Annotated in this window: 16 protein-coding genes; 5 read left to right on the top strand and 11 right to left on the bottom strand. The window is 60.9% G+C overall.

Going from position 1 to position 20,292, the window contains the following annotated elements; translation table 11 throughout:
- Window positions 1-30: 30 nt before the first annotated feature.
- The 3 genes from NUH19_RS09735 to guaA form a co-directional block, all read right to left on the bottom strand.
- The gene (locus NUH19_RS09735; RefSeq protein WP_262316366.1) at window positions 31-1,545 is read right to left on the bottom strand and encodes a nucleotidyltransferase; all 1,515 of its coding nucleotides are present in this window, start codon (window positions 1,543-1,545) and stop codon (window positions 31-33) included.
- A 9-nt stretch (window positions 1,546-1,554) separates the two neighbouring features.
- Window positions 1,555-2,274, bottom strand: a complete 720-nt coding sequence (locus NUH19_RS09730) for an SMODS-associated NUDIX domain-containing protein (protein ID WP_262316365.1) — start codon at window positions 2,272-2,274, stop codon at window positions 1,555-1,557.
- A 297-nt stretch (window positions 2,275-2,571) separates the two neighbouring features.
- Window positions 2,572-4,122, bottom strand: a complete 1,551-nt coding sequence (guaA, locus tag NUH19_RS09725) for a glutamine-hydrolyzing GMP synthase (protein ID WP_262316364.1) — start codon at window positions 4,120-4,122, stop codon at window positions 2,572-2,574.
- A gap of 568 nt (window positions 4,123-4,690) precedes the next feature.
- Between guaA and NUH19_RS09720 the strand changes: the two genes are divergently transcribed.
- Window positions 4,691-4,846 (top strand): hypothetical protein, encoded by a 156-nt coding sequence (locus NUH19_RS09720; protein ID WP_225047704.1) that lies wholly within the window; start codon window positions 4,691-4,693, stop codon window positions 4,844-4,846.
- A 1,054-nt stretch (window positions 4,847-5,900) separates the two neighbouring features.
- Window positions 5,901-7,106 (top strand): hypothetical protein, encoded by a 1,206-nt coding sequence (locus NUH19_RS09715; RefSeq protein ID WP_262316363.1) that lies wholly within the window; start codon window positions 5,901-5,903, stop codon window positions 7,104-7,106.
- 337 nt (window positions 7,107-7,443) lie between these two features.
- Here the strand turns inward: NUH19_RS09715 and coaA are convergent, their stop codons facing one another.
- From coaA to NUH19_RS09680, 7 genes are all read right to left on the bottom strand, one after another.
- The gene (coaA, locus tag NUH19_RS09710; protein WP_262316362.1) at window positions 7,444-8,367 is read right to left on the bottom strand and encodes a type I pantothenate kinase; all 924 of its coding nucleotides are present in this window, start codon (window positions 8,365-8,367) and stop codon (window positions 7,444-7,446) included.
- A gap of 451 nt (window positions 8,368-8,818) precedes the next feature.
- Window positions 8,819-8,992: a FeoB-associated Cys-rich membrane protein gene (locus tag NUH19_RS09705; RefSeq protein WP_262316361.1), complete on the bottom strand. Its 174-nt coding sequence runs from the start codon at window positions 8,990-8,992 to the stop codon at window positions 8,819-8,821.
- 13 nt (window positions 8,993-9,005) lie between these two features.
- Window positions 9,006-11,099, bottom strand: coding sequence for a ferrous iron transport protein B (gene feoB / locus NUH19_RS09700; protein WP_262316360.1), 2,094 nt, complete (start codon window positions 11,097-11,099; stop codon window positions 9,006-9,008).
- Complete coding sequence (locus tag NUH19_RS09695) at window positions 11,092-11,577, bottom strand: FeoA family protein (protein ID WP_262316359.1); 486 nt, start codon at window positions 11,575-11,577, stop codon at window positions 11,092-11,094. Before NUH19_RS09695 ends, feoB begins: the two co-directional genes overlap by 8 nt.
- 233 nt (window positions 11,578-11,810) lie before the next feature.
- Window positions 11,811-12,287 (bottom strand): acyl-CoA thioesterase, encoded by a 477-nt coding sequence (locus NUH19_RS09690; protein ID WP_262316358.1) that lies wholly within the window; start codon window positions 12,285-12,287, stop codon window positions 11,811-11,813.
- A gap of 4 nt (window positions 12,288-12,291) precedes the next feature.
- Window positions 12,292-14,583 (bottom strand): RNA polymerase recycling motor HelD, encoded by a 2,292-nt coding sequence (helD, locus tag NUH19_RS09685; RefSeq protein WP_262316357.1) that lies wholly within the window; start codon window positions 14,581-14,583, stop codon window positions 12,292-12,294.
- 783 nt (window positions 14,584-15,366) lie between these two features.
- A complete protein-coding gene (locus NUH19_RS09680) occupies window positions 15,367-15,540 on the bottom strand; it encodes a Tat pathway signal protein (RefSeq protein ID WP_262316405.1) in 174 nt (57 codons plus the stop codon).
- A 56-nt stretch (window positions 15,541-15,596) separates the two neighbouring features.
- Here NUH19_RS09680 and NUH19_RS09675 point away from each other — a divergent pair, with 56 nt between their 5' ends.
- Window positions 15,597-17,417, top strand: a complete 1,821-nt coding sequence (locus NUH19_RS09675; RefSeq protein WP_262316356.1) for a monovalent cation:proton antiporter family protein — start codon at window positions 15,597-15,599, stop codon at window positions 17,415-17,417.
- A 279-nt stretch (window positions 17,418-17,696) separates the two neighbouring features.
- Here the strand turns inward: NUH19_RS09675 and NUH19_RS09670 are convergent, their stop codons facing one another.
- On the bottom strand, window positions 17,697-18,329 hold the full coding sequence (locus tag NUH19_RS09670) for a nucleoside/nucleotide kinase family protein (protein WP_262316355.1): 633 nt from the start codon (window positions 18,327-18,329) through the stop codon (window positions 17,697-17,699).
- 439 nt (window positions 18,330-18,768) lie between these two features.
- On the opposite strand from NUH19_RS09670, the gene NUH19_RS09665 reads away from it, so the two are divergent.
- Both NUH19_RS09665 and NUH19_RS09660 read left to right on the top strand, forming a co-directional pair.
- Window positions 18,769-19,233 carry an RNA polymerase sigma factor gene (locus tag NUH19_RS09665; protein ID WP_262316354.1) on the top strand — a complete coding sequence of 155 codons (465 nt, stop codon included), beginning with the start codon at window positions 18,769-18,771 and terminating at the stop codon, window positions 19,231-19,233.
- On the top strand, window positions 19,223-20,125 hold the full coding sequence (locus NUH19_RS09660) for a sigma factor regulator N-terminal domain-containing protein (protein ID WP_262316353.1): 903 nt from the start codon (window positions 19,223-19,225) through the stop codon (window positions 20,123-20,125). The genes NUH19_RS09665 and NUH19_RS09660 overlap by 11 nt, the downstream gene beginning before the upstream one ends.
- Window positions 20,126-20,292: the final 167 nt, after the last annotated feature.

Raw genomic sequence — 20,292 nt, 5'->3', positions numbered from 1 at the left:
CGCTATTGATACCTCTACTCAACATGAGTTTCAAATACTTCGTACAATATTGACTTGAAACGGTGCTGACTTACCAACGCATTTACCATTTTCAATTAAAAATGCCTGAACGTAATGTTGTCCCACGTATCGCGTGCTTTCCATTCGAAAGTATGAACCGCCGTCTCGACTGGCCGCCTGAAATTCACCTCTCAAATCACCCGCATATTTCGCCTCAGCACCAGTATTCGTAACTTGCCAGTAGATATTCTGACTAGAACTAATAACATCATTAACACGAAATCGAATCGATCTATTAACTAAGACTCTCTGCGCGTCGCCAATTGGAACGGGCATAAATTTATTCGTGTAGTCTTCGACGGATATTTGAATTTTTCTTTCACCAATAATAGGCCATCTAAGTGCTTGATGATATGGCAGATAATTCAGAAATTGCTCACGTTGCGCCGAAGATTGCACTTTAAAATCAAGTCCCATCGATTTGCGAACTTCAATGTGATTCAAATCATCATTTTGAGATTGAGAGCCTATTCCGAAGTCTTTAAGAAGCTGCTTATGCCAATCTTGAAACGCTGAAAAATAACGAGGTTCTTCTGACCATTTATCTGCAAAGTTTTCATTTGGATTGACAGGATTTAGTATCTCAATTTTCTCAGAAGAATCATGAATGATGTACTTCGGCATTATCTTGATGATTTCTCGAAGTAAACTGTCCAGATTGTGATGCTCAACTTTTTCTAAGTCCAAATAAGCGTGGGCGGCAAGAGTTGTAATAATAATTGATGTCGGACAGTACTCCATTCTTCCATCAAACATTACTTCAGCATGTCGTTTTAACAGTTGTACGAAACGTTGCAATGGTGTCTTTACTCGATACGCTGGAATCTTTTCAATTGACTCCTGGTTTTCAAACGCCATCGACTTTCTCATTTCATAAAACTTTGATACATTTTGGAACCACTGATAATATCCTTTTGGATTACTAAGGTTCCAATCATTTGCAATTTGATAATAATGAGGATGCCGCTTATCTGTGATGTTAATACCTGAACTATCCGCATCACTAACAATTTTCCTCAGTTGATAAGAATCAACAATTTCTGGATATCTCTTTCTGGAGGGAACCGCGACAAGTACATCAATGTGGAAATTGTAGCTATCTTGATACAAAAGTGTCCAGCATCGTTTCCCGTCTTTAGCTTTCTCCTTGATTCGCTTTGAAGCAACATAGTCCTTTATTTCGATACCAAGTTTATGTTTCAGGTCCGCTTGCGAAATCTTATTTATCGACTCCTCTTGCAGTACACATACGACGTCCACATCATAGCTTCCATCCTCAGTAACTGGCCTCACCGCCGTTCCAAGTTTGATTGAACCTTGGAGGAAGATATCAAGGTTGTACCGCTTGATTCTAGAGTTGTCCCTCACCAACCATTCAGATAATGATCGGTAACTCTGTTCAGCCCGTTTATATGCATCTTCTGGGATTTCAATATCAGCAAGAGTTCTCTGCAACTCCTTTGAAAAAGTTAACGAATTAGGCATTTGATCTCCTCACAAAATATATTCAGTATGGGCACCAATACTGAAAGATTTTCCATTGATTACAAGATTCTGCTTTCTTATCTGATCCTCAGTAATTTTCATAAGGCTTCCAGCTCCAACTGCTTGTAAAATTTTTTGCTTGATAACTGCCGTCAGATTCAGTTCATATATATCAAAAATATGAAGCTCATCAGCGTCAAAGTATACAGAATGTGAAATTGGCAGTTTCGTTCGTCGCAAAAATTCAATTTCCATCTGTGCCAAGTCGGCATAGTCTAAAATGCCAGTTTCAATAAGTTCTTCGATAATTTCTCGTTGGACTGTAACTTCCCGATTTTTCTCACTTTCAAACCAAGACAAAAATTTACCAAGATATTTCCCTTTAATTTTAATTCGAAGGTCACTTTGCTCATAGAATCTTTGGCCCGGTTCCGCCTGAATTTGCCACTCACTCTTCTTTTCGTCAAAACTTGAGAACGTCTTATACACTCCACCAACCGGTTGATATTGTTCAATGTGTTTACCTGGCATCAAGATGTACTCTCCATCAACTTGAATCCGAAACAAGTAGGCTGCGCTTACTCGAATGAGTTTATTGTATCTTACTGTGGATTGAAGCCATATCTGTAACCGACGTCTGTTAAACCAGACCGTGGTCAATCCAGCTACTATCAGATTCACACAAATACTACTAATAATCCCCCACGCTCCCGAAAGAAAAATCGGCATCTATTTATCCCCTCTGATTTTCGTTCTACATTCACAATCTAGCATTGCTTCCTCTGAGACAATTATCGTCGATATTGACCAATGGTTCAACGTACTTTTCATTGGATTTCAACATCACCGTACCACCGAATTAGACTCTAAGAGAAATAAAGAATCCCCGCCAACTCAGCCCTCATTCGGCCCAAACTTGGCGGGGATTTTGGCGGGGAACGTAACAATTTCCCCGCCAATCGTATCCTTTGTATCTTCCGAAAATGCCGTTAAATCAACATTCCGGGTTCAATTTACATGTACCTTTTATTCCCATTCAACCGTTGCCGGCGGCTTGCTCGTGATGTCGTAAACCACGCGGTTGATGTGCCCGACCTCGTTGACGATGCGGGCGGAGATCTTTTGGAGCACTTCCCAGTCGATGCGGGCGAAGTCGGCGGTCATGCCGTCGATGCTGGTGATGGCGCGGATTGCGATGGTGTAGTCGTAGGTGCGGCCGTCGCCCATCACGCCGACGCTGCGGAAGCCTGGGAGCACGGTGAAGTACTGCCAGATGCTTTCGTCCAGGCCCGCCTTTTTGATCTCGTCGCGCAGGACCCAGTCGGATTCGCGGACGATCTCGAGCTTGTCTTCCGTGACCTCACCGAGGACGCGGATGCCGAGGCCCGGGCCCGGGAACGGCTGGCGCCACACGAGTTCGTGCGGGATGCCCAGGCGTTCGCCGAGCTCACGCGCCTCGTCCTTGAACAGCTTGTTCAAAGGCTCGATCAGCTTGAATTTCAGGTCCTTGGGCAGGCCGCCGACGTTGTGGTGGGACTTGATGGTCTGAGCGGTGTCGGTGCCGGACTCGACCACGTCGGTGTACAGCGTGCCCTGGGCGAGGTACTCGATGCCGTCGAGCTTGCGGGCCTCTTCATTGAAAACTTCGATGAAGTCGCGGCCGATGATCTTGCGTTTTTGCTCGGGGTCGGTCACACCCTTCAGGTCGCCGAGGAAGCGGTCGGCGGCGTCGACCTTGATGATGTTGACGCCGAGGTCGCGGGACAAGGCGGCCATCACCTGGTCGGCCTCGTTCTTGCGCAGCAGACCGTGGTCGACGAAGACGGCGGTGAGCTGGGAGCCGATGGCCTTGTTCAAAAGTACGGCAACGACGGATGAGTCCACGCCGCCGGAGAGGCCTAGCAGGACCTTTTTGTCCCCGACTTCCTGGCGAATCGCGGTCACCTGCTGCTCGATGAAGTCGCCCATGTTCCAGTTGGCGGTCGCGTGGCAGATGTCGAAGGCAAAATGGTGCAGGATTTCGTGGCCGTAGCGGGTGTGCTGCACCTCGGCGTGGAACTGGATGCCGTAGAACTTGCGGACATCGTCGTCCATGGCGGAAATCGGGCAGTTGTCGGAGGTGGCGGTGACGCGGAAGCCCTCCGGCACCGCGCGAACCAGGTCGCCGTGGCTCATCCACACGGTTTGCTCGGCCGGCAGGTCTTGGAAGAGCTTGGCGGAATCGTCGGTCACCTTGATGTCGACCTTGCCGTACTCGCGGTTTTTGGCGGATTCAACGCGGCCGCCGAGGCGCTGCGCCATCAGCTGCATGCCGTAGCACACGCCCAGAATCGGAATGCCCAGCTCGAAAATCTCGGGGTCGACGTCGAGCGCCCCTTCATCGTACACGGAGTTCGGTCCGCCGGAGAAAATAATCCCCTTCGGCGCGATATCACGCACTTCTTGAGCGGAAATACTGTGCGGCTTGAGCTCGGAGTAGATGCCGAACTCGCGAATGCGCCGCGTGATCAATTGGTTGTACTGACTGCCGTAATCGAGAACGATGATCTGGTCATAGTCCTGGGTCGTCTTAGCCACGTTTATGCCACGCTCCTTATTTGAATTATATCAATGATACTGAAAAGTGCCGGCAAGGTCAACCGTTGCCGGGCTTAGATGAGGGAAATCGCGACCATCGCCGCGGCAGTTCGCGCCATTGTCCGGAGCTGGCCGGCAAACCAGGGCGTGGCCGCTGGGATATGCCGGGATTCGCGAACCGGAGCCGCCGGGATTTGCCGGGATTCGCGAACCGGAGCCGCCGGGATTTGCCGGGATTCGCGAACCGGAGCGTGGCCGTCGGGATATGCCGGGATTCGCGAACCGGGGCGGTGGCAAGGCGGCCGGTCGTGGGTGAAAAAGTCCAGAATTGGCGAACCGTGCCCGGTTGCAGGGTTGCTTGCGCTGCTTGGCCGCCCGGCCGGCGGCGTGGTGACCGCAGCGCTTGGGCCTCCCGTCACCGAGTCGTGAATGGCGGCGGCCGCGGCGGCGCAACTTGTTAAGCTTTGCTCAAGCCGCGGCCTGGGAGGCGCCACGACCGTCAGTCCGGGCTTATACTAGGGGCAACAAGTCACGTGGGCGCCCTTGCCCGCCAGTCAGGAGGTCCAACATGTTCTTACCTTTCACAATCACCGGCATTTTGGTCCTGGGCCTTGCGGTGTTCGGTCTGGCCACGCACCGCGGCCGGCTGGCCAAGGTCGCCTTGGCCGTCGGGATGCTGGCGATGATTGCGCCACTGTTCATTTTCTTCATCATTCCCTGCTAACGCAGAAGCGACGGGCCACCGATGACCCGCCGCTTTTTTGTTGCGCAGACCAAAAGCGCCGGCAGAATCGCCGGCGCCGGACGCGCCGAAGCCACCGCGGGGTACACCCGCGGCAGCCTCGGTGTTTTTTTGTTGCTTGGTTGCGAGAATCTTGGTTGCCGCAAGTGGCGTGGTGCGACTTGCGTGCGAGTGGTTCAAGCCACCGGTCAATGCACCGCCGCAGCTACCTCGCAAGCGAGTGGGCAGTACACTAAACAGCCGGTGGGTGGAGGTCCAACCCTGGTATTCGGGCCCGCAGGTGGGCGCCGTTACGCGAAAACACGTGTGTTGAAAGCCAGATTCGGCTTGGTATGAGCGGGGTACTGGGAATGCTTATGTCCCGGACCGTTCCCCATGGGCAGTGGACACGCAACGACCAAGGCCTTTGGCCGCCTCCCTGTCCTAGAATAATCATCCAAGTTCAGTGTAAGCCCTGTCTTTTTACCCGTCAAATTTTACGCTCAGTTGCGGCGCAGGCAGATTTCGTTACAAATCGTGCCGTCACGATTATACTAGCGGAAACGGGAAAGAAGGTGTCTCGATGCCGCTGCACGCGCTTCAGCTCACCACCACAATCACCGGCAGTTTCTCTGGGACCTTACTTACAACGTCACTGTCTCCAATTCGGCGCCGGTGGCTCGCGGTCACATTGTCCGCACTAACGCTTGCCGACGGAACCAGCCACTTTTTCGGGTCAGTCCCCGCTTACCTGGCGTTCAAACCTGAGCTTGCCCAACTCGGGCTGCTGTGGCGAACCGGTGACACTTTGAGCGTTACCGGAACTGTGACGCAATGGCGCGAACTACCGGGATCAGCCGCCTTCAAAAAGGTGGTGCATGTCTGGCGCCGCACAAAGGCCCAAGTCGTCGACGACACCGCGCGTTGGCTTGGTCAAATCTCGGACGTAACTTGTCGTCGCAACCTCACGGCAACGCTGTCCGATTATCAAAACAATCGGTTATCGTTCGCCGAATGCCAGACCAAGCTGCTTGAGCAAGCCCAAGTGCTGCCCCCAATGGCACGGTCACAGCTCGCCCACCTCCAGCAGGCCCAAATCGCCTTGATGCGCAAGGTCTACGCCGCGCTCGACGCCGTGGCGCCGGAGCACCTGGTGATCGCCGCGCCGACCCAGCTGCGGCTGCTGCAGGCGACGCCGCCGGACAACCGGCCGGTGTACCAGGTCGACGCCGCCAGGCTGGGCGACCCGCAGTACCAGGCCGCGCTTTTGGCGACCATCACTCCGGCCGCCAATTGGCCCACCGCCCTGCCGCTGGATCCACGGCCGGTTGCGCCGTCGCAGCTCACGCCTTACCGCATCAGCCTGCACACCAGCCTGGCGCAAACCCGACCGCGGCCGCAGCGCCAGCGACTGCGGGTGACCGTTCAACGCGCCACCACCACGCTGTTGCTGGACGATAACGACCACACCCACGCGCAAGACGGCCTGCTGGCAACGGTCGAAGCCGCCACCGCCGTGGAAAAAATCAACGCGCATGAGGAGACGTTCAGCGGCGACCTGCACCTGACGCCGCACGTGCCGGTGGTGCTGGCCTTCGACGCCGCCTTGATTCGCCTGCAGCTCAGCCTGGGCTGGCAAGGCGGCCTGACCGGCAGGCTGCGGCTGGCCCGGGCCATCGCGCCCAACCAGGTGGCGGCGCTGCGCCGGGCCCGGGCGGCGGCGGTGGCCGCCATCGCCAAGCTGACCCGGCGTCAGGCTGGGGCCAGTAAGTACGATGCCGGTGAGAAGCGCAACGCGGTTACCGATCAAAACCTTGGCGTCAAGCCCAAACACGCCACCGACCGGACGGCCACCCCACGCGCTCACACATCCGCCCAGACCGTAGACATGCGCCATCAGGCTGCCAGCCGGACCACCGGTCAGCATCCGCCAATCGCTGCGGCGACCGTCGCCCAGCTGGCGACCCAGCTGCAGGCCGGCCGCCTCACGTTTGCAGCCTACCAGGCCCAAATCGCCGCCTTGCTGCCACCCGCAGACAACCTGGTGGCGGCGCGACAAGCCGTCTGGGACCGCTACCTCACCAAGCGCGAGGCGCTGAGCCATCCCGTCTACCTTTTGGCTGGAGTGTCCGCCCATGACTTTGCAGACGGCGGCGCGATGATGCGCCAGCTGGCAATCGATCCCGCCAGGCTGAAGCAGGCCGCCTACCGCCACCGGCTGTTCACCCAGTGGCGGCAAAACGCCAAAAACGCCGTCTGGTGAGCGACGCCACCAGGACCACCACCCCACCGATTGTATCTCCGCACAGACCACCACCCCGACCGGCGCCGCCCCGGGCCACCAAAGCCAACGCGGCCGACTGGTTGCCAACGCGGCCGACACCAAAGGCGGTGCGACCTCCCCATTCGGGAAGCCGCACCGCCTCTGTCGTGTGCCGCCGCCTACTCGGGAAGCCGCACCGCCTCTGTCGCGTGTCGCCGCCTACTCGGGAAGCCGCACCGCCTTTATTGCGTGTCGCCGCCTATTCGGGAAGCCGCACCGCCTCTGTCGCGTGTCGCCTCTGCCGCTTTTTGTCGCTGCCGCGTGTCGCCGCCGACCGCTAGAACTTGCGCAGGCTGACGCGGTCGATCACGTGGTTGTCGGTTTTGTGCAGAATCACATCCGCGCGGTTTTTGGTCGGCAAGATGTACTCGTTGAGGTTCTTCAGGTTGACGTCCTTCCAGACCTGCCGCGCCATGGCGAAGGCGTCTTGGCGGTCGCCGATGGCGTATTGGTAGTAGTAGTTGGTCGGGTCGGTGAAGGCCGTGTCCAACAGCATCCCGAACCGCTCGAGGTACCACTGCTCGATCAGGGCCGGGTCGGCGTCGACGTACAGCGAGAAGTCGAAGTAATCGGAGACGTAGATCGGCGCCTGACTGGGCAGCTGCAGCACGTTAATGCCTTCGACAATCAGGATGTCGGGGTGGTCGATGACCTCCTCTTCGCCGGGCACGATGTCGTAGATCTGGTGGCTGTACTTGGGGGCCCGCACCACGCCCGAGGCGTTTTTGACGTTGTTGAGAAAATGGATCAGGAGGTCCATGTCGTAGCTTTCGGGAAACCCCTTGCGGTCCAAAATGCCGCGGCGTTCGAGCTCGGCGTTGGGGTACAAGAAGCCGTCGGTGGTGATCAGTTGGATGCGCTTTTCCGGGTAGGCCCGGGCCAACAAAAGCTGCAAGAGCCGCGCCGTCGTGCTTTTGCCCACCGCCACGGAGCCGCAGATGCCGATGATGAACGGGTGCGGGTGGTGCGGCGCGGCCATGAACTGGCTGAGGTTGAACTCGGCGCGTTGGTAGTCGCGGTAGCGGATGTGCAGCAGGTGGCGCAGCGGCGAGTAGATCGCCTTGACGTCGTCCATGCTGATGGTGTCGTTCAAAGACCGCAGCGACTCCAGCTCCTCATCGGAGACGCTGGCGAAGTTGTGGGCGTGGAAGGTCGACCACTCCGCGCGGCTGAACTGGTAGTAATTCATTAGCGATTGCATGATGTCCTCGTTGGAAGTAGGGTCACGCCAAGGCGTGCCAGTGGTGCAAGGAAAAACGGTACAGGGTGAGACCAGTTGCGGGGTTCGGGGTTCGGGGTTCGGGGTTCGGGGTTCGGGGTTCGGGGTTCGGGGTTCGGGGTTCGGGGTTCGGGGTTCGGGGTTCGGGGTTCGCGGTTCGGTGGCCGCCTCGGCCAGTAACCCAGTCGGTCGGCCGCTCAGTCAGACACGCGGCCGGCCGCCCAGCGGGTGCCGCCGCTCGCCACGCCGGTCCGAAGCCGTCGCGCTGGGTCGACCGGATTGGCGATCGAACTTCCTGGTCCGGCCGGCCGGAGCCGTAACGCTGGTCCGGCCGGGCCGGCGCCCGGCTTTGCAGCCGCTACCTCGTCCGGTCAGGCCGGCCCGGCACCCGAATTCCAGATGCGTGCCGCCCTCACGCGCGTGGGAGCAGATCTCACGCGTGTTTTTGGTTGTTGACCTTCAGCCGCTGGGCCTGGTCGAACAACGGGCAGCCGACGTCGTTGCACTTGCTGCAGCCGGCCGCCTTGCGCTTTTTGCTCAAAAACTGGGTGTAGACAACCGCGGCGACGGCCGCAACCAGCAAAATCGTGATGATAACAGTAGCCATAGTGAAATCTCCTTTACGCGAGTTGCGCCGCGGCGCTTGGCCGTGGCCGCTTGAGAACCAGTCCGTACAAGATGGCGGCCAAGGCCACCAGCAGGAACACCAGGCCCAGCGCATCGATTGCGCCATCGAGCAGCCGCGCGGTTTGGTACACCACGACGCTCAGCAGGTAGGCGATGCCGGTCTGGTAGCCGATCGCCATCAGCGTCCACTTGCGCTGGCCGAACTCCTTGTACATCGTGCCGATCGACGCGAAGCACGGGGCACACAGCAGGTTGAACACCAGGAAGGCAAAGCCCCCCATCGGCGCGTAGGCGGAACGCAGCTGGGCCGCGAAGTTGCCCGGGCCAAAGGCGATGCGCAACGTGCCCACGCAGTTTTCCTTGGCAATCAGGCCGGCGACGGTCGCGACGGTCGCCCGCCAATCGCCAAAGCCCAGCGGCGCGAACACCGGGGCCAGCAGGCTGCCGAGGTCGCGCAGCAGGCTCGCGTTTTGCGGGACCATCTGCAGGCGCCAGTTGAAGTTGCTCAAGAACCACAGCCCGACGCAAGACAGGAAGATGATGGTGCCGGCCTTGTGAACGAAGGCCGTGGCGCGTTGGCCGACGCTGCGGCCGAGGTTGCGCAGCAGCGGGCGGTGGTAGGCCGGCAGCTCCATCACGAACGGCGCTGGCGGCCCCTCGAACAGCCGCGTTTTTTTCAGGAACACGCCGGAGCCGACGACGGCCAGCACCGAGATGAAGTAGGCGCTGGGGGCGACCCAGGACTGGCCGGGGAAAAACGTGCCGGCGACCAGCGCGATTACGGTCAGCTTGGCCGAGCACGGCATGAACGTCGTCAGCATGATGCTCATTTTCCGGTCACGGTCCGACTCGATCGTGCGAGTCGCCATGATACCCGGCACCCCGCAGCCCGTCGCGATCAGCATCGGGATGAAGGCCTTGCCCGACAGGTTGAAGCGGTGAAACAGCCGGTCCATCACAAAGGCGATTCGCGCCATGTAGCCGCAGTCCTCAAGAATCCCCAGGCACAAGAACAGCATCGCGATCTGCGGCAAAAAGCCGAGCACCGCCCCGAGGCCGCCGATCAGCCCGTCGACCAGAAGCGACTGCAGCGGCCTGGCGACGTGCCAGGCGGTCAGCCAGTGGTTGGCGATCCCCGGCAGCCAGCTACCAAACACGGTGTCGTTGAGCCAATCGGAGCCCAGCGTCCCGACCGTCTGGATCGACAGGTAGTACACCGCCCACATCACCGCCGCGAAAATCGGCAGCGCGAACCACCGGTTGGTGACGATGCGGTCGATGCGATCGGACGCCGTTTCCACGAAGTCCCCGGCGTCGACCACGCTCATCGCGACGACCCGGGCGATGAAGTCGTACCGGGCGTTAACCATGATCGCATCGGCGCTGTCGGCGAACAAGTCCTCGGCGGTGCGAATCGTCTGCTCGATGTCGGCCCGTTGCGCCGCCGTCAGCGCCACCGCCTGCTGGACGGCGGCGTCGCGCTCGAACAGTCGAATCGCGTCGAAGCGCCGCTCCGCCACCGGTACCGCGGTCAGCTGGGCTGCGATCATGCCGATGGCCGACTCGACGCGCGGGTCGTACTCGGGGTACGGGTAGCGGCCGGATTCCTTGGCCGTCGCCGTGGCCACCAAGGCGTCCAGGTTGGTGCGGTTCAAAGCCGAGATACCGATCACCGGCACCCCCAGCGCGTAGCTGAGCTTCTTGAGGTTAATCGTTCGCCCCCGGCCGCGCAGCGCGTCGATCATGTTCAGCGCCAGAATCAGCGGCCGCCCCGCCTCCATCACCTGCAGCGTCAGGTACAAGTTGCGCTCGAGGTTGGTGGCGTCGACCACGTTGATCACCTTGCTGGGGTCGCCGTTGAGCAGAAAATCGCGGGTCACCAGCTCCTCTGAGGAGTACGGCGACAGCGAGTAGGTGCCGGGCAGGTCCTGCAGCGTCACCGCCGCGGCCGCGCGTAACCGGCCGGCCTTGCGCTCGACGGTGACGCCGGGCCAGTTGCCGACTGCCAGCCGGGCGCCGGTCAGCGCGTTGAACAGCGTGGTTTTGCCCGAGTTCGGGTTGCCGACCAAAGCCAGTGTCTCACCCATGTTCCGCCATCCTTTCCACCCGCACGGCCAGCGCGTCCTGGCGCCGAAGCGTCAGCTTGTAGCCCCGCACCGCAAGCTCCAGCGGGTCGCCCATCGGCGCCACGCGGATCAGGTGGACCAAGGTGCCGCGGGTCAGCCCCATGTCCAGCAGCCGCTGGCGCAGCTGGCCCTGGCCCTCAATCTTGCCGACCACCGCGCGTTCGCCGACGGGCAAGTCGGCTAAGGGCATCAGCGCCGCCGCGTCGACCTGCCGCAGCGGCGCGACCTGGACCTGACCGGCGATTTCGTCGGACACGGCCAGCCGCTGGCCCTGAAAGAAAATCACCATGCCGGCGGCGTTCTTGCTGGTCTGAATCACCGTCAGCCGCTGGCCGGCTCGCAGGCCGAGCTCGGCCAGGTGCCGCGCCAGCGTCGGCCGGGCGGTCACTTGCATGATGAGAAAGTTGCCTGGGGTCACAACATCGGTCAACGCTTGCATCACTGAACACTCCAAACTGTGCTAATCCGCTACGCCTATTGTAGCGTTTTCTTCCTTGCCTGTGGGCCTTTTGCGCCAAAAAATCGTAGCCTGTCATCTGTACTAGAAAAGCCCCGGCGAACCGGGGCCGTGCAGCTGACCGTGCCGTGGCACTCGGGCCAAACTAAACCGTGCGGCCGGCCGTCGTGCGACCGGTCACCGGCCAGGGACGATTCGGCCACCCCGCGGCCGCCCTACTCCGTCAGGCTCAAGTCGACGCCGTCCAGCGCGTGGCGCCGGGCCCGGTTGGCGGCGGTGCGAGCCGCGTAGCCGGCCGCAAGCGCGACCAGCTCGGGCTGATCCGCCTCGACGCTGTTAAGGTCTGGGCCGGGGTTGGCGACGAAGGTGGAAAAGGCCGTCGCAATCAGGGTGCGGGAGCCGGCGTCCAGGTCCTCTTCGATCACCTTGGTGAAGACCTCCATCGAGCGGCGACCGACGCCGGTCACCACGCTGTGAAACTCGATGGCCTGGCCCAAGTGGCCCGGTGCCAGGAACTGGAGGTTGTCCAGCGCCCCGGTCGCCATGCCGCGCCGCGCCAGGCGGTGGGCGGCGACGCTGGCCGCCTCGTCCAGCCAGTACAGCAGCTGGCCGCCGTACAGCGTTTCGTGCTCGTTCAGCTGGGCCGGGAACACGCGGTGCGTGGTCACGGCCTTGGTTTCACTCATTTTCATCGGCTTACTTCTTTTCGTATAAGGTCTCTGGCATGTCGGCGAGCAGCGGCGAGAGGTCCGGGCTGGCGAAAATCGTCAGGCGGTGCATCGCGCGGCTGGCGATGGTGTACAACAGCTCCCGCTCGTCCTCCTCGTGGAAGGTGGCGGCGTTGGCCTGCCACAAGATCACGGCGTCGAACTCCAGCCCCTTGGCCAGGTAGGACGGCACCACGATCACCCCGGCGGCCAGCCGCTGGTTCTCGCTTTGAATCAGGGTCACCGGCACCCCGGCGTCACGCAGCGCCGAGTAGACCGCGTTGGCGGCCTCCAGGGTCTTGGCGATCACCGCCGTGGTCTGCTTGGCCGCGTCGTCGATGTCGATCTGCTTGAGCATCGCGTCGACCAGCGCTTTTTGGGAGTCGCGCAGGTAGACCACCGGCAGCGGCCCCTGGCGGTTGAACGCCTCGATTTGCTGGCCGGAGCGCAGGATGGCCTTGGTGAACTCGGTCACCTGGCGCGTCGAGCGGTACGACTGGGTCAGCTGCACCACGCGCGTTTTGTCCGGGTCGAAGAGCTTGGCGACGTCTTGAATCAGGGTGTGGGAGTCGGACTTGGTGAAAATCGCCTGGTTCAGGTCGCCCAAAAGCGTGAACTTGGCCTTCGGGAAGCTGGTCTTGAGGTAGGCCAGCTGGTACGGCGTGTAGTCTTGAATCTCGTCGATGAAGACGTAGCGCATGTTGCGCTCGCCGTGGCGGCCGGTCATCAGGTCGTACAGGTGCAAGTACGGCGTGGCGTCGGCCATAGCCAGCCGACGGTCCTTGAAGGCGACCAGGAACGTGGCGACGTCTTGGTCCCACTCGGCCTGGCTCAGGCCGAACGCGGCAAGGTCGACCACGCTGCCGGCGTTTTTGAGGAAGGCGACGTACTGGCCCCGCACGTTCAGGAAGTGGTTGCGGACAATCGCGGTCTGGATCTGCTTGAACGCGTCCATCACGATCTTCTTGGCAAAGAACTTGTACTCGGCGTCCGAATCCTTGAACTCGGCCGGGCCGTTGCTTTGCAGCTCGCGAATCTGCTCGTCGGACAGCGCCTCGACGGCCTGCTGGACCCAGTCGGCTCGCATCTCGGCGTCGACGCGGTGGTTCAGCGCGTTGATCAGCCGCTCCTTGGTCGCGCTCAGGCGGTTGCCCAGGTGGTAGTTCTCGTTGTAGCTGTAAAAAATCTCGGCGATGCGGCGCTTGGAGAAGAACACGCGCCCTTGGAACTTGATGTCGCGAAACTTCATGCCGCCCTGCTCAAGCGTCGCGGCGTAGGCCTTGGTCGCGGCGAAAAAGGCCAGGCTGCCCTTGAGCCGCGCCACCTTTTTGGCCGCCGGGGTCAGGCGCTGCTCGAACTGGGCGAACAGATTTTGGACCTCGATGTTGGGTACCCGCCGCGTCACGTACTGGTAGAACGTGAACTGCACCATGTTCTGCTCGCCAAGCTCCGGCAGCACGTTGCCGATGTAATCGGAGAACAGCTGGTTGGGGCTGAACATGATCACCTGGCTGGACGTCAGGTTGCCGCGGTAGCGGTACAGCAGGTAGGCGACGCGCTGAAGCACCGCCGAGGTCTTGCCGGACCCCGCCGCCCCCTGCACGAACAGCAGGTCGGCCGTGGTGTCTCGGATAATCTGGTTTTGCTCGCGCTGAATCGTCGTGACGATGCTTTTCATCTGGGTGTCGGACTTTTCGCCCAGCACCTCGAGCAGCATCTGGTCGCCGATGGTCTCGGTGGTGTCAAACATCGTCTGAATCTGGCCGTCCTTGATCACGAACTGGCGCTTCAAGTCAACGTTGACCGTCTGCGGCCCGTCCGGCGTCTGGTAGGTCACCGCGCCGAGGCCGCCGTCGTAGTAAATCGAGCTGATCGGCGCTCGCCAGTCGTAGATCAGGAACTTGCCGCGCTCGTCGGTGAACGAGCCCAGGCCGATGTAGATGGTCTCGGGGCGTTCCTGGCCCTCCTGAAAATCGATCCGGGCAAAAAACGGGTTGACCGTCAACCGCCGCACCGTGGCCAACAGCTGCGTGGATTGGCGCCACGCGTTTTGGCGTTCGTCCAGCATCTGTTGTTGCTGCTGAATGGACGCCGCCGTCTCAATGGTCTCCGCGTCGTTGCTGAGGTTAATTGAAAAGTCGCTGAAGAAGTTCTGGTTCAGGTTCTTCTCCTCGGCCTTGGTTCGCGCGATTTCGGCCGTCAGTCGCTTGTCCGCGGCCGACAGCTGCTTCATAATCCCGTTGAGATGGGTCTGCTCCAGTGCTTTTTCCTGATCTGCCATGGAAGAGGTCCCCCCTTATCTTAATAAAAGCGTTGTACTATCTTACCATTAAAGGGCCGCCAAAACAACGGGCCTGAGGGCGAGGTCATTTTCCGCGGAAGGGTCGCGGCCTCCGGGCTCCGGGTGGGTTGGGCTGCGCGGCCGGACTCCGCCCTATCTAGTGGTACATCCACTAACCATTGGCATTCTAGGCTAAATACAGACTGGTTTTATTTCCAGATGCTACCAGCCGGCCGACTAGACCACTCATTCCGACCTCTTCGGGCTCCGACCGAGTCTGAAATCTGCGTCATAACGACGGCAACAGACCCTCCCGCTACGAAACATTAAAGTAATCCGCAGTCAACCCAGCCACGCGCGACGCCCTGTTCGTCCCGTACAACATCCAACTGGCAACGTGAAATCACGATTAACGCCAAGTCTTGCCCTGTTCGACGCGAATCGTGGCGACGGCGAAGCCACACCGCAGCCTTCTTGTTCAAACCCCACACCGTAGCCGCCGCAGGGCCCCGGGCCGGGTCGGACCGTGAAAGAATCAGCGGCTCGGCAGACGCGCGGGTTGGGCGCGGCTTTCGCGCGGCTGATTCCGGCAAAAGGTGAGACAAGCACGAGGCCGTAGGCGGCGGCTTGGCTCACCTTTTAGGCCGGAGCCCAAGCGGGTGAAGCGAGGCGGGTTTGGCCGAACGGAAGCCGCTTGGGCAAAGGCCGGCCGCACAGCCCGACCCGGCCCGGGGCCCGGAGGCCGCGGTCGCCTTCATTGCCGGCACTGCCGACGCCGGCCGGTCAGGCCTTCTTCTTGAACAGCGGCGTGTAGGCCTCCAGGATGTAACCGACGGCCAGGCCGACGGCGACGCCCAGCAGGATCTTTTTGAACGGGAGGCTGATGAGGAGGCCGAGCAAGACGCAGGTGCCGACGATCAGAGATTTTCTTGTCACAGGCGAACACTTCCTTATTATTCGGGTATAATGACCTTATCTTTTGACTAACTATTATACCGGAGATGAGCCCCAAAATGGAAAGCATTTCGCTTGAAATCGTCCTGTTTGCCGCCTTGGTGATTCCACTGGCCATGGCCAAGCTGCGTATCACCAGCACCCCGACCGCGGTGGCCGAAATCGTGGTCGGCATCGTGCTGGGCCAAAGCCTGCTGGGCTGGGTCACGCCGACCGCCACGCTGACGCAGCTGCGCCAGCTCGGGGTGATCGTGCTGATTTTCCTGTCCGGGATGGAAATCGACTTCTCGCTGTTCAAGCCGACGCAAAAAGACGGCGCGATCGGCCCGGCGAAGCTCGCCATCCTGGGCTTCACCGGCGTCGTCGCGGCCAGCGCCGCCTTCAGCTGGGGGCTCGACCGGCTGGGGCTGTTCCACCACATCGGCTTTGCCACCATCCTGTTTTCGACCGTCGCGCTGGGCGTCGTGATCGCGGCGCTGAAGGAAAAGGAGCTGTTGAGCAAGCCGTTCGGCCAGACGATGCTGCTGCTCGCGGCGCTGGGCGAGGTCGTGCCGCTGATCGCCTTGACGGTCTACGCCAGCCTGAACGGCTCGACGACGCGGTCGGTGTGGTGGCTGCTGCTGATTTTCCTGGCCGCCATCGTGCTGTTGCTGCGCTTTCGCCGGCCGTACCAGTTCTTCGCCAAGATTGACAAAAGCACGACGCAGCTGGACATTCGCCTCGCCTTCTTCCTGATCATCACGCTGGTCACCGTCGCCGAAAGCGTCGGCGCCGAGAACATCCTCGGGGCCTTTCTCGCCGGCATGGTGATGAAGCTCCTGCGGCCGCGCGAGGAGACGCAAGACAAGCTGACCTCGCTGGGCTACGGCTTTTTCATCCCCATCTTCTTCATCATGACCGGCGCCAACATCGACCTCAAGGCGCTGCTCAAGGACCCGCAGAGCCTGGCGCTGATTCCGGTGCTGTTGGTCGGGTTCCTCTTGGCCAAAATCCTGCTGTGGCCGATTCTGCGCCTGCGCTTTCGCCAGACCAACGCGTTGGCCGGCACCTTCTTGATCTCGACCACCATCACGCTGGTCATTCCGACCTTGACCGTCGGCCGCAACCTCGGCATCGTCACCACCCAGCAAAGCGGCGCCTTCACGCTGGCGGCGATCATCACCTGCATCACCTGCCCGATTCTCTTCAACCGCTTCTACCAGGAGGAAAAAGCGGACTTCAAGAAGACGCGGCTGCACATCATCGGCACCAACCTGCTGACGGTGCCGATCGCCCAGCAGCTGTCGCGCGGCCTGTACGACATCACGATGTTCACCGACGACGCCGAGAAGTTCGCGACCTACAACTCCGAGGCCAACGTCAAGAAGCTGGCCGGCCTCGCCCAGTCCGACCTGGCCCAGGCCCAGGCCTTCGACTGCGACATCTTGCTTTTGGCCTATTTTGACCACGACAAGAACTACCAGCTGGCCCAGACCGCCATCGCCGCCAAGGTGCCGCGCATCATCGCGCGGTTCGAGGCCAAAAACGTCGAAAACGCGCAGTACGACGAGCTCGCCGCGGCCGGCGTCGAGGTCTACAACACCTTCGAGGCCAACATCTCGATGCTGCGCAGCCTGATCGAGTCGCCATCCACGCTGAAGATTCTCGAGGACACCACCGCCGGGATCTTCGAGATCACGGTTCGCAACCGGCGCTTCACCGGCCTGGAGGTCAAGAACCTGCCGTTCATCGACTCGATGACGATTTCGCAGATCTACCGCGACCACGCCTTCATCGCGCCGCACGGCGACACCCAGATTCACCTGGGCGACCACATCATTTTCTCCGGCGACAAGGCCGCAATCGCCGACATTCGCCGCCAGCTGGAGCTCGCCAACTGACTTGTGAAATCGCGTGAGCATGCTATCATGTGACTATAGAAAAGAGGGATATTATGGCCAAATACACCGTTGAGCTGAGCGAGGAAGACTTGAACATGATCAAGGACTGCCACTCCAAGAACCCATCCATCATGAAGGCAATGAACGACGCGAAGGAAAGCAAGTAATGCTTCGCCGACGCCAAGCAGGCGCGACCTCCCGTAATCGGGAAGCCGCGCCTGTTTTTGGTTGCGGTCAATGGGGTTCGGGTCACTTGCCGCTGGTGCGGCGGCCTCGTCGTCAGCCCTCGCCTTGGATGACCGGTGCCTCCGGGTCGTCGTTGGCGATCACGATGGCGCCGCGCTCGGGTCGATCCGCCGCCAGGTAGCGGCGATACACCGGCAGGTAGCGCCTTTCGTACAGCGCCATGATGCCGGGCCCGTACAGCGGGACGTCGCGCAGGCGCCCCCGGGCCAAGATGGTGTCTTCTTCAACCGTCAAAAAAATGCGCAGGTCCAGGTACCCGATCACCGGCGGCCGAAACAGCAGCATCCCCTCCAGCAGCACGATGGCGTCCGGCGCGATGTCCAGCCGCAACGCCAACACGTTGGCCCCTTGCGCCCAATCCAGCACCCGCAAGTCGGCGTGAAGGGCGCCGGCTTCGGCCAGCGGCGCCAGCACCAGCTCGCACAGCCGCTCGCCGTCAAAGGCACGCGCGTAGAAGGTCTCGACCTCGCCGCTTGGCTCTTGTTCGTCCCACTTCAGCGTCTGAAGCGGCCGGTGAAAGTCATCGTAGTGGAGCACGACCACCCGCCGCCCCGCCTGCCGCAACACCGCCGCCAGGTCCGTGGCCAGCCGTGTCTTGCCCGAAGTGTAGGCGCCGCTGAGGCCGACAATCAACGGTCCCGCCTTCGCGTCGGCCGCCTTCGTCAACCGCGCCGCCAAGGTGGCTAAGACCGCCTGGCGGCCTGCGCCGCGCCGGCGTCCCCGGTTTGCTTTGGGGTCTGCCTGGCGCCGCCGCTCAAGGCTCGCCTCGTGCCTTTGCCTGCGGGCTGCGTCACGTCCTTGGCCGCGGGCCGCGGGGCCAAGGACGGCTCACGTTCAGGTTTCGCATGTTCACGCGCTTCGCTCATCATTCACACTCCCTGCGCCATTTCTGAGGCGCCGTCGAACACCGCGCCAACCGCATTATGGCCGACTTTTGGGGTTTTGGCAACGGATCCGGCCGCGGCACGACCCCGCGCTGCTTGCCCTCGGCCGCCCGGCGTGGCATGCTGAAGGCAACGACGCCATCAAATTTTGGCCGCCGGGTTGTCCCCTTTGCCCGGTGTTGCGCGTCTTATGGGTGAGGACTGGGAAAGGAGGGATGGGGATGGCTCGCAACGGGTTTGACGACCACCTGCTGGCGCTGGGCAAGCGCGTGATCGGGCTGTTGGCCGCTCGCGGGGTGCCGCACGCCGACGCCGAGGACGCGGTTGGTACTGCATTCGAGCGGATTTACGTGCTGCTGCCGACGCTTGACGTGCAAAACCTCGACGGCTGGTTCTACCGCGTCGCCCTGAACGCCTACCTCGACGCGCTGCGCCACCGCCGCCGCGAGCAGCTGACGGCCAGGGTGCCGGAGCCTGCCGCAAGCGCCCCCGAGCATTTTTCCACGCTGGTCGAAGCGGCTGCGCCGGCCGACCGCGAGCTGTTGGCCCTCAAATACTACTACGGGTTTTCGGTGGCGGAGATCGCCGCGGCCCTGGCCTTGCCGCCGGAAACCGTCAAAAAGCGCCTGCAACGCTCGCGGTCGCGCCTCGGCGCGGCCCTGAAGGAGGAAGACCATGGATCTTGAGCAAGCCCTGCGCCGGGCCAAGCGGCGCCAATTCTTCAAAACACTGGGTCAGGCCCTGGCCGCCGTCGTCGTGATCGGCGTTTTGGCCGGCCTCGCCGTCAACCGGGCGGCCGCTTGGCAGATGCAGCGAACCTTCGATTCGCTGCAGGTCTACCACCAAGTCGCCGAGCCCAACGTCACGGTCGGCTCGGAGATGCTTCAAAACGGTGGCCTGGCCTCGGGCAACGTGGTGACCGTCGAGTACAAGGAAGTCGCCGGCATCCCCGTGCCGTGGCGAACGCTGACCAGCCGCTTCACCCCCTTATCTTACCAGCTCGACGACACGCTTAGCGAGCGTCACGCGCTGAACTTCGGCACCGGCAACGCGACGCCGGAGCAGTCTTACACCACCAACACGATGCAAAAAGTCGCCAACTTCTACAGCGACCCCAAGGCGCTGACCAGCAACGAAGGCCTGAAGCTTGCGGGAATGACCGACACCTTCGCGGAGCTTGCGGTCACCTTCAAGTCGCCCAAGACCCTAGCGGCGGTCAAGGCGTGGCTGCCGGCCAACGTCAAGCTGCGCTGGGGCTACATCCTAGACGACCCCAGCACCGACGCCAACGGCCTGGCCAACATCGCCGACCCACTGGGCGTCGACCTCACCGTGCCGCTTGACTACAAGGATTGGCGCGGCTACCTGCGCCAGTACTGGCGCGGCCTCGATCCGCGCTACGCCAACATTCAACCCTACCGCACCGCCATGGCCGCGACGGCCAAAACGGTCCGCTTCAAGGGCGTGACGCTCACCGGCAGCGCCCAGGCCCTGGCCGCGGTGGCGAAGCGAACGGCTGTCGCCGGCTCAAGCGTCGGCGTCAGCGTCCATCCCGCCCCCTACCAGGACGTCTGGTGAGTTCAGGCTGCGCAGACACCAACGCGGCGGCGCAATCTGGCAATTTGCATGGCGAGACGGCGGCCGCTGCCATTTCCCTCTCATTTTGAATGCGGGTGGTTTTCAGCGACCGTGAGCGGCGCGTTCCCTGTCACAGCAAAGATTGCGGCGGTAAGCTAAAAAAGTTT

Source organism: Lacticaseibacillus parakribbianus, assembly GCF_025490915.1.
GTDB classification, from domain to species: domain Bacteria; phylum Bacillota; class Bacilli; order Lactobacillales; family Lactobacillaceae; genus Lacticaseibacillus; species Lacticaseibacillus parakribbianus.
This window is presented reverse-complemented; position numbering and strand designations above follow the sequence as displayed.